Below are 15,326 nucleotides of genomic sequence, written 5' to 3'. Positions count from 1 at the left end.
GTCGCTTCGCTGCTAGGGCGGACTTACGTCCTGCTAGGGTCGCTTCGCTGCTAGGGCGTGACTTCGTCACTGCTAGGGCCGCTTCGCTGCTAGGGCGTGACTTCGTCACTGCTAGAGTCGCTTCGCTGCTAGGATTTTATAGGATCTCGCCGCGTAGCGTCCTAGCAGCGCAGCGATCTAGGCTTTTGCTTTTAAAGCGTTCTGCGCTTTAATTCACTAAGACACTAGCGGTTAGGCCAAGCTCGTCGTACTTGGCCGTAGTGACTTTTCTGCTTTAACCGCACACACCTTATACTCAGGGATTTTAGCAATCGGATCTAATGCATTGATGGTCAGCTTATTGGCTGCCGCTTCGGCAAAGTGAAACGGTAAAAATAATACTCCTACCTGAGCTCGCTTAGTGACAAAGGCGGCTATCTCTATTTCTCCTCGGCGAGTGCTCAGTGTTAGCATATCACCGTTATTGACGCCCAATTGCTCGGCATCAAAAACCGATATCATCACTCTGGGCGCACCTTTAATATCCAGTTCCGGGGTTTTGCGCGTCATGGTGCCAGTATGGAACTGTTCCAACAAACGGCCTGTTGACAGGGTTAATGGATACTCGCTATCGGGCATTTCGGCAGGGAGACGGTAACTCACCGGGATCATTCTGCCTTTGCCGCGTAAAAATGTCTCTGTGTGTAAAATCGGTGTGCCAGGATGGTTTTCATCAAGGCACGGCCACTGTAAACCATCTACCTTGTGTTCAAGGCGTTGCCAGGTTAACCCTTGGTATTGCGGGGTAACCTGAATAATTTCTTGCCAAATATCTTTGGTGCTGTGGTAATGCCAGTCTGCATCAAGGCTATTGGCAATCATTTGGATTATTTTCCAGTCTACCAGCGCATCTCCTGGTGGGGTTAACGCCACCCGTAATTGTTGTACCCGACGTTCGGTATTGGTGAAATGGCCATCTTTTTCGGCAAAGGCGGTTGCGGGTAATACCACATGAGCCATTTGGGCGGTTTCGGTTAAAAAGATGTCTTGCACCAGCATGAATTTGATTTTGGATAGTGCAGCGATCACATGGGCTTGATCCGGATCGCTTAGCACTGGGTTTTCACCTAAAACATACAGTGCATCGATTTTGCCTTTGACAATAGCTTGCATGATTTCTGTCGCTGCTAATCCTATGTTTGGATTAAGCGAAGTATTGCCCCAAGCTTTAGCAAACTTAGCTTGATGAATCGGGTCATTAATTTTTTGATAGCCGGGATAATAATTGGGTAAGGCACCCATATCACAAGCACCTTGAACGTTACTTTGGCCGCGCAACGGATTTAGCCCGCCGCCATTGACGCCGATATTGCCACACAGTAGTTGTAAGTTAGAGGTAGACACCACGTTGTCATAACCCGAGGTATGCTGGGTGATGCCCATGGCGTAATACAAGGCCGTTTTGTTTGCGGTGCCGATCATTTTTGCCATAGTGGCAATATCTTTTGCCCTTACACCAGTAATTAACGCCGCATTGGTTAAGTTATAATCTGGCTTCATCACTTCTTGCTTAAGCAATTGATAGTCTTCAATACGGCTATTGATGTAGTGCATATCTTGCCAGTTATTGATGATAATTTGCTGCATGATGGCATTGAGTAACATCACATCTGTGCCAGGCTTATGTGAGACATATAAATGGGCGCTGTCTGCGATAGTGGTTTTCTTTGGGTCGGCCACAATTAAGCGCGCGCCGTGTTGATTGACGGCTCGTTTAATATGCGAGGCAATAATAGGGTGGGCGCTGGTGGTATCCGAGCCGATGATAAAAATCACATCTGAGTCTTTAATACTGGGAATATCATTGGTCATTGCCCCGCCACCAAGGGTATCGGACAAGCCGGCAACTGATGATGAATGACACAGTCTCGCGCAATGATCTATATTGTTGGTACCCATGATACTGCGGGTCAATTTCTGCATTAAATAGTTTTCTTCATTGGTGCATTTAGCCGAAGATAATGCGGCAAACTTGCTTGGCCCAGTGGCATCTTTAATCGGTTGCAGTTGCTCGGCAATATAGCGAATGGCCTCGCTCCAAGTGGCGGGTTGTAGCTGACCATTTTTACGAATTAATGGCGTGGTAAGACGTTTAGGGCTGTTTAAAAAATCAAATCCAGAGCGTCCTTTGACACACAGCATCCCCTCATTCACCTGTGAGTGAGTATCGCCTGTGACGCGCATAACGTGATTTTTGCTTTGGTCGACATGCAGTTCAACCCGGCAACCAACGCCACAATATGTGCACACGGTTGAGGTTCTGGTTAACGCTCTATCGCTGCCTTGGGTTTTATCGCGGGCATCAACCAAAGCACCAGTGGGGCAGACTTGTACGCAGTTACCACATTGCACACAATCGCTGTCATTCATCGATGCAGTAAAGCCAACACGAGGGGCGTTGCGGCTAATGCCTGCGGTTGTAGCGTCAGGAAGTGCTTGATAGCTATTGGCTTCAAAAGCGATAACATTATGACCACTTTGCTGATGGCAGGCGTCAATACAGGCTCCGCAACTGATGCAACGATTGGCATCAAAAGTAATAAAAGGTGCACTGTTATCGACTTTAAATTTACGCGCCTGGGTTTGGTCTAGAGTTTTGCCATCGACTTTATATTCGGTGGCATAGTCACGTAACTGACAAGCGGTATTAGCTTGGCAAGCACATTCTAAACAGCGCATAGCTTCTTTTATTGCCTCATCGGCAATGAAGCCTAGCTCAACTTCGCCAAAGTTCAGTGCGCGATTTAATTGCGATAGCTCAGGCATTTTTAGTCGCGAACGTTTAACTGTGCCCGGGTATAAGTCTGCAGACAATGACGCCGTGTTATCGGCTTTTGTTGAGTTAAAATCTTGAGGCTGTAAATGACAGGTTAACCCCTCAGTGAGTAATCCTTCAATTGCTTCAGCGGCTTTTCGGCCATCGGCCACCGCACCCACGGCGGTTCCTGGGCCGGTGCGAGAATCACCAATAACAAACAGTTTCTCCACTCCTGCAGACATAGTTTGCTCACAACCAAGAAAAGTATGCCAGCGGGTGAGGGCAAGGTGACCGGTGTCGATTTGGTTTTCTGGTTGGTCTAAAAAGTCTAAATCTACCTGTTGAGATACCGCCGCAATAACGGTATCAAAAGCTTCTTCAAAGGTTTCACCTGTGGCTTTAGGCGAGCGTCGCCCTGATGCATCGGGCTCACCGAGCGCCATTTTAGCAAACGTCACAGACTTGACTCGGCCTTGGTCATCACTGTGGTTTTCAATTGGATTGGTAAGAAAGTGAAACTTAACCCCTTCGACCTCGGCTTCATGTATTTCATAGGGTTCTGCGGGCATTTCATCGCGGCTACGGCGATAGATTAAGGTCACATCAGCACCATCGCGCACAGCGGTTCGGGCACAATCAATTGCGGTGTTACCCCCACCAATGACGGCGACTTTTTTGCCAGTGATCAATGTCTTATTGGTGCAATAATCGCGTAAATAGTCGACACCCAAATAGCAGCCGGCTAAATCGCTGCCAGGGTAATTCATTGGCACCGCTTTTTGTGCGCCAATGGCGAGGCAAACAGCATCATAATTGGCGACTAAATCGTGTAGATTGATGTCACGACCGAGTTCTACGCCAGTTTGTATCTTAAGTCCGTTGCGAGTGAGTAGTTCAATTTCTTTATCCAGAATGTCTTTGGGTAAGCGGTACTCTGGGATGCCGTAACGTAACCAGCCGCCCGCTTTGGCTGCTGATTCCATAATAGTGACATCGTGACCATTATTAGACAGATAATAACCGGCAGTTAGCCCCGCAGGGCCACTGCCGATAATGGCAATACGCTTATTGGTTGCCGGTGCTCTTGGTGGTACATAAGACTCTAGATCATGTAAATCTAAATCTGCGGCATGACGTTTTAATTGGCGAATCGCCACGGGTTCATCAACAAGCCCTCGGCGACACTGGGCTTCACAAAAAGCTGGGCAGACACGGCCAATTGACAGTGGCATTGGTAAGGTTTTTTTGATGACTTTGACCGCTTCTTTATGCTCACCTCTGCCGATATGATACAGATAAGACTGCACGTCAACGCCCGCAGGACAGGCAGTTTGGCAAGGGGCTTCACAATCGGCAAAATGGTCGCTGAGAATATGCTTAAGTGCATCCTGACGGATTTTGCTTAAAGCGCTCGACCGAGTTATCACCTCTAAACCCGCTTCAAGCGACGTTTCACATGCGCGAACACATCGTAAACTGCCATCATTATTTTTTATGTGTACTTGGCATAAGTTACAGTGCTGCTTGGCTTGATTGTGGGAAAAATCACACAAGCTGGGGATATTAATACCGGCGTCAGTGGCAGCTTTTAATAAGTTATCTGCCTGAGGCAGCGATAACGATATGCCGTCGATAGTGATATCTATCATTGCAATACCTTCTAATTGGTTGAGTCACTGGCTAGGTTTTGCTGCCATTGAGAATACGACGATGAGGGCTTTATTGAGCGACCAAAGCGCAGATCGACCGTGTCTATAGAGGGGAGAACTGTCAGTCATGCAGGTCCATCTTGATAACTTTTTCTCGCCTCCCTAGTCGTATTAACAGCCATTTACAATAGCCATATACAATGTAGCCAGTTTAATTTGCTGGGCGATACTCAATTGTGACCTAGATCATTTTTAATGAAGATAAATGAAATCCATAAATTTAATTGCTATTAAACAATTGCTTGGAGTGTTTTTTTCACTTGTTGATATGACGAGTTTGGTGAGGTTTTTATATTGCTGTTCTGTATGTTAAACAGTTGGATGCGTTAATGGTTTCGCTGGCGCTAAATTGAAACAGGCTCAACGGATGCCGTTGAGCCTGTTTGTTATTGCTGCAGTATTTGTTGCCGTTGTATTTGTGGCTATTACAGTGGTTATTTCAGTTTAAATACCACTTCGACTCTGTCGCTAATTGTCACTTGGCCTTGCTGATAAGTTTGCGCGACATCTGAACTTACTTTCATACTGGCGCGGTACATTTCTGGTTGATTTGATTGTTGCGGAAAGTATCTCACCTGCCATACTCCGTCAATTTCTTCACCAAAGCCTTTAGCTAACGATTGCGCTTTTTGCTTGGCATCCACAATGGCAGCTTGGCGTGCTTGCTCAATAATATCGGCTTCTTTGCTGGATTTTAGCTGTATATTACTGATGTTATTAATGCCTTCTACTAAAGCGCTGTCGAGTAATTCATTTAAGCTGTTCAGATCCACTACTGTGACTGTCATTTGACGACTTGCGCTATAGCCGGTTAGCTTACGGGGTTCATTTTGCACATACATGTATTGTGGATTGAGTTGCAAATTAGCACTTTGAATGTGTTTTTTATCAACACCCGCTTTGAGTAAACGCTGCATAAATTGGCTGACCGCTTGGTCGGCTTGATCTTTAGCCGCTTTAGCGCTATCGGCTTCGACTAATACTTCAACATTGATGATAGCCATGTCTGCAGACGCTTCTATGGTGCTGGTTCCCACGGTTTCAATATTTGCGAAACTAAGCTCGGCCGCTTGCACCGTGGATAAACTGCTGCTGGCGGTTAAGGTAAATAATGCGCCAGAGATAATGCTGGTAAGTAAAGTTTTATTCATTGATGACTCCGCTAATGGTTAGCTTAATGCTGTGAAAATACAGGTTTAAATGGGTCTGTTAAGAGTGTAAACGTAGCCAAATTAAAAAAGGGTTTTTTTATTGATCATTATTTACATTAAAAGATATCAGCATAGGTTTTAAGCTGCTCAAGTCATATGAGCAACCAGACTTTATCATCTTAACATTCATATTGCAGGGTGCGCTTTTTGCTGCAGGCGGTACTCGCTTGGCGTGGTACCTTGCCAGCGCTTAAATGCTCGGCGAAAATTAGCCACATCCACATAGCCTAATTGATAGGAAAGTTGTTTAATACTGCCTTGAGATTGTGACAAGTAGTGCTTGGCAATCTGATGATTTACCGACGCCACAATACATTTATAGCTACTTTGCTGTTGGGCTAAATGGCGATGTACCGTGCGAGGTGTCATGTGAAAGTGCGCTGCAGTGTCGCTTAAGCTTGGCAATGGCACCGAGCTTTGCAGTAAATACTGGTATAGCTTGTCGCTCAAACTTTGTTGACCGTTAAGCTGCTTAAGTTCGTTAATACACCATTGTTTAGCTTGCATAAATGAGCTGGGGTCGGCCATATCAAGAGGTTGTGTCATTGATGCTAGGGTTAACATTAGCTGGGTCTTAGCTTGATTAAAATGAACCGGAGCCTTAAATAATTCTGCGTACTGCTGCCAATAACTGGGTGGCGCAAAACTGATATTCACCTGGCATAATGGCGACGATTGCGGCGTGAGTTGTTGTAATAACTTAGTCAGGGTCACTAAAAGAGCATCCATATAGGGTTGCTGTATCATGCCCAGTGGTTGAACTGCTTCAAGGGTAACAACCAAAGCCTTGGTCGTTTCGTGGATGCTTATCTTAACCAGCGGCGTACGGGTGTTAATAAACTGCTTTAATGTCTCAATGGCTTGTTTGAGAGTGCTGCTGTTAAGCATGGCAAATCCCATCATACCATGAGTGTTAATACCGATACGATTACCCACATGTAAACCTAAGTCTGGTCTGGCCGAAAGGTGAATGGCAGAGGCGATTAGGCGTTGATAATCATCAAAAATCATTTGATAGTGCGGGTCTTGTAATTGCTCAAGTGTCATACCATTATGAGCTAGCCAGATATTAACATTACAGTCCCACTGGCGCAGCTGTTGGTAAACTTGGTTTAAGTAAAAAATCGGCAGTGGCTGCATAGCATCCTTATCAATGGCTTTTATAGCAATCCTATTTATCAGTTGTAACGGATTTATCCGTACTTGTCTATTAATGACCCCTTTATGTCCATCTCCCCCTCTTTGCTAGCTTGTCTGCTGGCGTAAAGTAAACCTTTAACCTTTAACCTTTAACCTTTAAAGGACTGTATATGTTGTCGATGTTTACTGCCAAAGCTGTGACCTTAACCATTAATGACAACCTTGTGGTTGAACAAGCCAGCGTAAAACACACTATTTTAACTTCGGCACTGGCAGCCAATATTGCCTTTCCCCATCATTGCCAGGTTGGCAGTTGTGGCGCTTGTCGGTGCCAGTTAGTGTCCGGTGAGGTTAAACAATTAACCGACAGTGCTTATGTGCTGTCAGCCAAAGCAATCGCTCAAGGAATGATTTTGGCGTGTCAAAGCATGCCAATATCTGCTGTCAATATTAAGGTTAATCTGCTTCAGCGTCAGTTGGCTGATGAACCGCAAGAGTGAGGAGATGTTAATGTTTAAGTACCTTAAGTTTATGTCGCTTCACCTTATGGCGCTGATCGCCATTGCCAGTATTACTTTAGGTGAGTCGTACATTAGTATGGGTTTTGCCATTTGGGTAGCGGTGTACTTAGGCGGCGATATGATATTTGGTGATGATGTGCAAGCGCCAAGCTATCGCTTTACAGCTTTACTGACGTGGCAGTTATGGCTGGCGTTGCCCTTAACCGTGATGTTGGTATTTGTGTGCTGCTGGCAATTTGCCAGTCAAGATATTGGTCAATATGGGGCTTGGGTCAGCAGTCTTAGTGGTTATGATGTGTTACTCGCGCGTGAAAATACCAGCGTGGTTCAGTATGGGGTGATGGTGATTTATTTGGGCTTAGTGGTTGGGGTAATGGCCACCATTACTGGGCACGAATTAACTCATCGAACTTGGCAGCCGGTGTCATTATTGATTGGTCGCTGGTTATTGGCATTTAGCTTTGATGCTAACTTTGCCATTGAGCATGTGTATGGGCATCACAAATATGTCAGTACCTTGGACGATCCCGCCACTGCGCCTCGTGGTCGTAATGTCTATGCGCACATTGTTATATCGACCATTAAAGGCAACATAAGTGCATGGCATATTGAACGCCAAAGGCTGTTGCGTAAGCAGCTTGCTGTATGGAGTAGGCATAATAAAGCGTTAAGAGGCTATGCCATGAGCTTAGTCATTATGCTGTGGGTGTTCTGGCTGGCGGGTTGGCAGGGATTAAGCTTTTTTGTGCTAATGGGGTTATGGGCTAAAGCGACCTTGGAGATAGTTAATTATATGGAGCATTATGGCTTAGTGCGAGCCGTTAATTCGCCAATACAGGCGCACCATTCTTGGAATACAAATAAACGAGTGAGTTCGTGGGCGATGTTTAATTTAACCCGCCATTCGCATCATCATGCTCAAGGGCAATTGCCTTATCATCAATTATTGCCATATCCACAGGCACCGCAAATGATTGGAGGCTATCTTAGTACCTTTGTTATTACGCTTATTCCGCCATTATGGCATCGACTCATGTTGCCTAAATTACAGCATTGGGATGGGCACTTTGCCACGCCTATTGAGTATCAACTGGCTCAGCAAGCCAATGCAAACAGTGGTATTGCTGCTTACCAAGCTTGTGCTTAACCTTACTATTCAGTTAGCGTTAGCTACTCATATTGATGCGGTTACGGCCGGTTGATTTAGCGCGGTAAAGTGCTGTGTCTGCGGCGCAAACCAGTGCGGTTGGCGTGCGGTATTGGCCACTGCGTTCACAGGCGATGCCTTGGCTAACACTGATTTTAGTTTGTGCAGGTAACCCTATGTCGGTAAAGGTTAACTGGTTAATACGGCGTTGAATGTTTTTAGCTATGTATTCTGCTGTTAACGGGTTGCTGTTAGGTAAAATAACCACAAATTCTTCGCCACCATAACGGGCAGCCATAGCATTGTTAGAGGGGAGCACGTCTGCCAGTACTTGGGCAATTTTTTGCAAACATTTATCACCGTTAACATGGCCAAACTGATCGTTAAATATTTTAAAATAATCGACATCGATGATGATTAAACACAGCGGTTGGTCGTGATTAATGCTGTCGTTCCAGTTGGTTTGCAGGGCATCATCAAAAGCATGTCGATTGGCAAGACCGGTTAATTTGTCGGTATGCGCTAAGTGGCGCAGTTTATTGTATTCGGCTTTATGCGAAGTCAGGTTATGCATAATGCCAATAAATAATGGCTCCGAGCCTATTTGTATTGACGGTAAACATGACAATGATAAATCGGCTTCGAGCAACGTGCTGTCGGCGCGGTTAATGATAATTTCTTTAGGCCCGTGGTTAAACTGAGTCACTTTATTGCTTTGATCGCTGGCGTTGTTCCACAGGTCAAATAAAGATTGATACTCATCTTTAAAAGGACTTTGTAGATAATCGGTCCAGGTTTGACCAATTAACATTTCAGCTGGAGCACCGAATAATTTAGCGCCTAACGGATTAATCATCTCAATAACGCCAGCGGAGTTAATCACAAATATCGCTTCTGAAATCGCGTTAATCACATTGAGTAAGGTGCGAATTTGTAAGTTATCTACTACAGCCATTTTGCCATTCTGGTTTGCTGAAGTGGCATCAAAAGTGGCATCAAACATCACCGCCGTCGATGATGAGTCGGCTAGGGTTTCAGCTTCAACACGCAGTGGTATTTTTACCGCGTTAGGATATTTAGACAATGAGTCTGTTAATTTAGTCACACGAGAAATCGTGTCATTGAGTTCAGTTAATTTATCATTGGTAAACATGGTGCATTTCCTCAAGCGTTTGGTGTTGGTAACCCCTTGTTGATGTCAAACACTCTATTAGGAATGGGAGCTTTTAACCTTTCGGTAATCTTCTGATTTTAACTTATTGATTTTTATTTAATTAAATTATAATTTTTGGTATAAAAAAGATTGATTTTAGTTGCAGCTTAAAATCTCTGCATCAATCTGGCTGCGACTTATAGGGTAAGTCATGGCAATTGTCATAGCCATTCATCGGCAAGTTTTAGAGTTTTTCGCGAATTGGTTAGCGAATGTTTTAGTGAAAATATTAGCAAATAACACAGTGTTATTGGCGATGATTAACAGAGGTTTTTGTCTGGATTTTAGCAGAGGATTGAGGACTAAAAATCTAACCTTGCAATGGGTTAGTGGGTAACACAAGTTGTTTTAGTCTTGGTTAAGCGATTAACTGCTTTGTAGTGTGGTTATCTTGTTCAAGATAAAAAGCTCAGGGTAGCCCTGAGCTTTTTATCTATTTTTTATTTATTATCGCGATTAATAACTTGAGGATCTGGGCTAAGTACTAGCAGGGTATTGGCACTGTTTGACAGCACAAATTGAAAGCTGGTGCTGCCTGGCACTTCATTTAAATCGGTTAATTGTATCAAGTTGCCATCGCTGCTGATGGTGGTGGCATCGATAATACCGTCAAACGTGGTAGTGAAAGCTGCGCCAACAAATTTAAGGCCCTTACCAGTCTTGTCAATCAACTGGTAAGAAATGACTCCGTATTGAGTTACGACCATATTGCCGGATACTGCAGAACCATCAATATTAGTATAGCTAAAGACGGGTTCATTGTTCGCGTTTAGGATTACTGTGACGTTAAACATGGTTGCTTGGCCTTGGACATTAGGCATTTTATTCTCCATACTTTCTTTTTGTTTAGGGTTTAGGGTTTAGGGTTTAGGGTTAAACTTATAATCTGTGATGGCCGATTGTTGTAGCTGTTGCACTAAGTCATCGTGTTGATCTAGCTCTCCTAGACAATCGAGGGCCTTCGCGTAGGGCATAGTAAATCTCGGTTCTTTATTTTTATCAATAATATCGGCCAATTGATTTTTAGTTTGCTGACATAGGGAGTTAACTTGCTTAGGTTGGCCTAGGGATGTCAATAATGAAGCCGTTAACATATTGCTTTGGGCTAAACTCGCGACATAAAGTGAACTTTGGTTAAATTCAGTGATTAATTGCTTAAATGAGGTAATGGCTCGCTGTGCATATACTAAGCTTTCTGACAATAGTCCCTTAGAGGCCAAATAGTTGGCGGCAGCCAATTGATATGTTGCCCAAACCTCTATTTTTTGGGCTGATTTGTTTAAGGTAATATCTTTCTCGAGCATGGTTGCTAATGAGTCAAGACTCTGCCCCATAGTCTGTTCAATCGGCTCAGTACTATAAGCCAACATCTTTAGGTAGGCGTAATATTGCTGGATTTTCCAAACATCATTTTCAGGGTCTTGTTTAAGGGCATTGGTGATGGTCACTAAACTGAGTTGTGCTTTCTCAAAAGCTTGTTGCTGATGGTTTTGGTAGCTTAATAATCTAGCCAGTAACGCATAACTGCTTGATAATCGTTCCAGTAAGTAGGGCTGCTTTTCTAAGGAGTTATTGTTAAATTGTTGCTGAATTTGCTGATGGATTTTAATTGCCGTGCTGATATCACCTTGGTCACTAGCTGCACTGGCAAGCCATGAGCGAGTGTCTGCAATATCAGCTATTAGCTGGCTATTGGTTTGGTCTTTATCCCACAGTTGTAGTTTAAGTTGTAATGATTGCTCAAATGCCTCACGGGCATCGGTAAAGTTTTGCTGCTTCATGTATATCGAGCCAAGAGAATTTTGCGCATAGGACAATTCCATTAGCGCATCGTTATCATCTGGCGCATATTGATACATGGCTTGGCTGTATGTTAAATACTGTTCGAACCATGGTTGAGTGGCAAGCCAATCACTTTTATCGTATTCAAGCTGGCCGAGCCAAAAAGCATTGGCACCTAAGGTTTTGAGTAAACTGAGGTGTTGAGGTTGCATTTCGAGTAACGGCAGCATGCGCTCACGGGCGGCGATTAAGGCGCTGTGGGCCTCGTCGATATTGCCGCGAGAATAAGCCACTTCGCCCATGGCTTCTAAGGTTTGGCCGTGTTGAAAGCGCGCTTCAAAGCTTAAATAGCTGGCATCGTCGGCCGAAAAATCGCTGAAATATTCCAGTGCTTTGTTACTGATCCCATCGAGCAAGTCCATGCGGCCAATGCCGCGCATTTTGTCGGCGAACTCACCGACCATAAAACCGAGTAAGTTTTCTGCTGCAAGGCGTTTTTGTTGTGCCTGGGTTTCGGCCTCAATGCTGCGAATACTCATGGCGACCGAAATGAGTGTCAGTGCCACAAGGGCTAGCATGACTGCACGGCGGCGCCAGCGGCCGATATTGGCTTGTTTGGTTGAGGCTTGAATGAGTGCCAGTTCTTGAGGCTCTAAACTAAACAATTGGTTATCGAGCAATGTGCTTGCTTCTACTAATGGTTTGCCTTCTGCCAGTAAATAAGCATTACTCTTTGACTCGGCCAACCAGCGGTTAGATTGATGCTGTAAACGGCTTTTAATGGCTAAACTGTCGCTGTGTTCGGTTATCCATTTTGTCGCACGGGGCCAGCGCCTTAATAGCGCTTCGTGGGCAATACTAAAGCAGGCTTGATCGTGTTGCAGATGCGAGACAAACAAGCGGTTATCAACCATGGCTTTGACGAGGTTTATCTCAGCATCACTACTGAGATCGCTCAAGCGGGCAGTGTTGCTGGTGATTGATTTTTCGTCTTCGGTGAGGGTGACTAACATCGACAGTATTTTCGGCAGTGCAGCGCGTTCGCTGTTACTTAATTGGCCTAGCACTTCTTCGGCATTTTTACCGATGGCGCCTTCAATCCCACCAAGCGAATGGTATACAGACACCAATAATTGGTTGTCATCATCTTTGTTCAAATACAGTGATTGCAAGGTGTATTGCAACATGGGCAAAGCATCAGGGTTTGAGGCGGCGTCACTGCAAAGTATTTCGTCCAGCGGCATTGCGGTATCGGGATCGAGTGTCCAGGTAAGGTTAGCTGCATTGGCCGGCAAACGGATCATTTGCATCAGCTCTGCTCGAGTTGGCGCCGATAAATCAAAATGTGAGCCATTGGCTTTGCCTGCCATTAGGCTTGGGTGACTTACTACCTGAGGATAAAAGTCATTGCGGCAAGCACTGATAATTAATATTACCCCTGAAACCGCAAGATTTTCGAGGATATCTAATGCATTGTTGCGTTCGGATTCGGTAAATAATGGCGACGCTAATAAGATTTCTAAACGGTCGATAAACAATGAAAAATGGGGCCGACTGTATGTTGGGGTATTGTCATCATTGATGGATGAATGATTAGCTAAAGCTAGCTGACAATATTCAATAACGGCATTGATGTCGTTTTGCAATTTGTTTGCCAGCATTTCGGCACTGCAATCGGTAAACACCGCTTGGTCATTGATTTCCCAGTCGAGCATGGCACTGGCGATATCAATAATTAAACGGTCTTTAGTCACATCGGCTAAATCTAGGTTGGCATTATCAATGACGCCAACCCCGTTAAAGCCATTTTTGGACATCAAATTAGGCATGATACCGGCATTAATGAGCGATGATTTACCTGTACCGCTGGGGCCGAGGATTAAGCAGAAGGCACGGCCGAATTCAACTTGTTTAGTGATGCGATTTAATAAGGTGTTAACTTGCTCACTTCGGCCAAAAAATACGCTGGAGTCGTTGGTTTCAAATGCACGTAAGCCCGGAAAAGGCGAGGCGCCTTGCCATTGTGCGGGGGTGACTTTAGCATGGTGACCAACAGGAAATTCAACACTGGCGATGGTGCGATAACCCCGTTTACGAATGGTTTCTATATACTGCGGATTAGATGCTTGATCGCCTAATGCTTTACGCAGTTGGGTCATCACTTTATGCAGTGGATTATCGCCAATGGCAATGTCACCCCAACATTGACGAATAATATCGTCTGGGGTGAGTACCTCTCCTTGGTGTTGGCATAGCAGGCGTAATACATCCATGGCTTTAGGTTCAAGGGTGCGGATTGTGTCACCCGATTGAACACTGTTACTTTGCGGATTAATTTGCCAATCACCAAAAAAGAAAGTGCTGTTGCTCATGTTTGATTTCCAATGCGTTAATCACGTTAATGTAGGCCAAATATAAGTCACTCCATGATCACTTTCATCCAGAGCTAAGCTCAGTCAAAAGGCCTATCAGAGTTCGTTTTTATTTGTGCACATTTTATTATATTGTGCGATTACGTCAGTTGTATTTTTGTTATTAAATTGTACCGCAAAACAATCGTTACCTCGACAACTATATCACCTATGTATTGACTTAATCCCTTTGTTCTAACTGCTTTATTTGTTCTACTATCGATTGATTCACCGGTGTTTTTACGCCATATTTTTTGCCAATTTTAACTACAGCACCATTAATAAAGTCGACTTCGGTTTGTCGTTTCGCCTTGATGTCTTGCCACATAGAAGAACGAGCTTTGGGATCGATATCGAGCATCTGTTTAGCTAATAATGTAAATAACATATTGGGTAGCGATAATATTAGCGGTAACCATTGAGGTTTAACCTTAGTGTATTGATGCAGTTCGATGTCTGCGGCTTCGCAGACGTTTAACCATTCTGTCATTGCACGAGCCAGTTGCCGACGGCTAGCATAATGGCTGAGTTGCTGTTTGATGGGTAAGTCGCTAAGAGCATTTAATGCATTGTTAAGGTTTAACAATAGCTTGCCATAAATTATTGGCAGCATATTTTGATGCAAGTCGCAGCCAAAACCCTGTTTAATCATTGCTGCCTGAATTGCCTGTGTGTGATGGTTTGTTTGTAAGGTAAACACGCCTTCGGTACCTTTATGAAAACGGCTATTGGGCTGTTGTAACACATTAAAGGGGGTGATGCCCTGGAGCAGATTACAGTGGCTTAGAGACTGGTTAATGCTGTCGAAGCTGCCGAGGCCATTTTGCATAAAAATAATACTGCTGTCGCTGTGCGTTATCGCGATTAATGACTTGGCGATACTGCTAACCTGGTGGCACTTTAAGGTGACGAAAATTACATCAAATGGTATGTCAATTGGCGCCTGATCTATATCAGTGATAATGGCTGGTGGCATGACGGTTTGTAAAAAGCCTTGGTAGTCACTTAAGGTAATACCGTTATTGGCGATAATGTTTTTTTTCATCGTCGGCCTGCAAATGAGGCTAACATCAAAACCAGACAAACACAGCTGGCCGGCTAAATAGCAGCCAGTAGAACCCGCGCCATAAATTGCAATTCTCATTGGATTATGTCTCTTTTTTTATTATTAGTAAGCTAAGCTTTCAATCCAACCCCCGAGGCTGTGATGACTTGTAACATATCAGCATTTTTAGCCGTGTAGAAATTTAAAAATAATAACAGAACTACAATGAACCATAATCACCTTGCAGCGCTGAGATTTAGTGTTATCGCCATGTCAATTCACGCAGATGCCGCCGACATTAAAAGCAAATGGACGATGATGAATTTAAAGAGGTTATGATACGGCCCATG

Annotated in this window: 9 protein-coding genes; 2 read left to right on the top strand and 7 right to left on the bottom strand. The window is 44.3% G+C overall.

Annotation, left to right across the window (positions count from 1 at the left end; all coding sequences use genetic code 11):
• Positions 1-231: 231 nt before the first annotated feature.
• The 3 genes from fdhF to H5185_RS03135 all read right to left on the bottom strand — a co-directional run bounded on the left by fdhF (position 232) and on the right by H5185_RS03135 (position 6,857).
• The gene (gene fdhF / locus H5185_RS03145) at positions 232-4,446 is read right to left on the bottom strand and encodes a formate dehydrogenase subunit alpha (protein ID WP_182741345.1); all 4,215 of its coding nucleotides are present in this window, start codon (positions 4,444-4,446) and stop codon (positions 232-234) included.
• Positions 4,447-4,940: 494 nt separating this feature from the next.
• Positions 4,941-5,657 (bottom strand): oxidative stress defense protein, encoded by a 717-nt coding sequence (locus tag H5185_RS03140; RefSeq protein ID WP_124015534.1) that lies wholly within the window; start codon positions 5,655-5,657, stop codon positions 4,941-4,943.
• Between the two features lie 186 nt (positions 5,658-5,843).
• Positions 5,844-6,857, bottom strand: a complete 1,014-nt coding sequence (locus H5185_RS03135) for an AraC family transcriptional regulator (protein ID WP_182741344.1) — start codon at positions 6,855-6,857, stop codon at positions 5,844-5,846.
• A gap of 170 nt (positions 6,858-7,027) precedes the next feature.
• Here H5185_RS03135 and H5185_RS03130 point away from each other — a divergent pair, with 170 nt between their 5' ends.
• Complete coding sequence (locus H5185_RS03130) at positions 7,028-7,357, top strand: 2Fe-2S iron-sulfur cluster-binding protein (RefSeq protein ID WP_182741343.1); 330 nt, start codon at positions 7,028-7,030, stop codon at positions 7,355-7,357.
• 10 nt (positions 7,358-7,367) lie between these two features.
• The gene (locus tag H5185_RS03125) at positions 7,368-8,525 is read left to right on the top strand and encodes an alkane 1-monooxygenase (protein ID WP_220494397.1); all 1,158 of its coding nucleotides are present in this window, start codon (positions 7,368-7,370) and stop codon (positions 8,523-8,525) included.
• A 19-nt stretch (positions 8,526-8,544) separates the two neighbouring features.
• Here the strand turns inward: H5185_RS03125 and H5185_RS03120 are convergent, their stop codons facing one another.
• The 4 genes from H5185_RS03120 to H5185_RS03105 form a co-directional block, all read right to left on the bottom strand.
• Positions 8,545-9,678: a sensor domain-containing diguanylate cyclase gene (locus tag H5185_RS03120; protein WP_182697510.1), complete on the bottom strand. Its 1,134-nt coding sequence runs from the start codon at positions 9,676-9,678 to the stop codon at positions 8,545-8,547.
• A gap of 500 nt (positions 9,679-10,178) precedes the next feature.
• Positions 10,179-10,559, bottom strand: a complete 381-nt coding sequence (locus H5185_RS03115) for a DP-EP family protein (protein WP_182741341.1) — start codon at positions 10,557-10,559, stop codon at positions 10,179-10,181.
• A gap of 39 nt (positions 10,560-10,598) precedes the next feature.
• Positions 10,599-13,892, bottom strand: coding sequence for a winged helix-turn-helix domain-containing protein (locus tag H5185_RS03110; protein ID WP_182741340.1), 3,294 nt, complete (start codon positions 13,890-13,892; stop codon positions 10,599-10,601).
• Positions 13,893-14,112: 220 nt separating this feature from the next.
• Positions 14,113-15,075, bottom strand: coding sequence for a 2-dehydropantoate 2-reductase (locus tag H5185_RS03105; RefSeq protein WP_182697507.1), 963 nt, complete (start codon positions 15,073-15,075; stop codon positions 14,113-14,115).
• Positions 15,076-15,326 lie beyond the last annotated feature (251 nt).

This window comes from Shewanella sp. SG44-6 (assembly GCF_014164185.1).
GTDB classification, from domain to species: domain Bacteria; phylum Pseudomonadota; class Gammaproteobacteria; order Enterobacterales; family Shewanellaceae; genus Shewanella; species Shewanella vesiculosa.
Note: the sequence above shows the minus strand (reverse complement) of the source record. Positions and strands in the feature narration are given on the sequence as shown.

Excerpts from the sequence above, each read along its gene's own strand:
- H5185_RS03105 (WP_182697507.1), bottom strand. The coding sequence starts at position 15,075 with ATGAGAATTGCAATTTATGGCGCGGGTTCTACTGGCTGCTATTTAGCC.
- H5185_RS03135 (WP_182741344.1), bottom strand. The coding sequence starts at position 6,857 with ATGCAGCCACTGCCGATTTTTTACTTAAACCAAGTTTACCAACAGCTG.
- H5185_RS03115 (WP_182741341.1), bottom strand. The coding sequence starts at position 10,559 with ATGCCTAATGTCCAAGGCCAAGCAACCATGTTTAACGTCACAGTAATC.
- H5185_RS03120 (WP_182697510.1), bottom strand. The coding sequence starts at position 9,678 with ATGTTTACCAATGATAAATTAACTGAACTCAATGACACGATTTCTCGT.
- H5185_RS03140 (WP_124015534.1), bottom strand. The coding sequence starts at position 5,657 with ATGAATAAAACTTTACTTACCAGCATTATCTCTGGCGCATTATTTACC.
- H5185_RS03130 (WP_182741343.1), top strand. The coding sequence starts at position 7,028 with ATGTTGTCGATGTTTACTGCCAAAGCTGTGACCTTAACCATTAATGAC.
- H5185_RS03125 (WP_220494397.1), top strand. The coding sequence starts at position 7,368 with ATGTTTAAGTACCTTAAGTTTATGTCGCTTCACCTTATGGCGCTGATC.
- fdhF (WP_182741345.1), bottom strand. The coding sequence starts at position 4,446 with ATGATAGATATCACTATCGACGGCATATCGTTATCGCTGCCTCAGGCA.
- H5185_RS03110 (WP_182741340.1), bottom strand. The coding sequence starts at position 13,892 with ATGAGCAACAGCACTTTCTTTTTTGGTGATTGGCAAATTAATCCGCAA.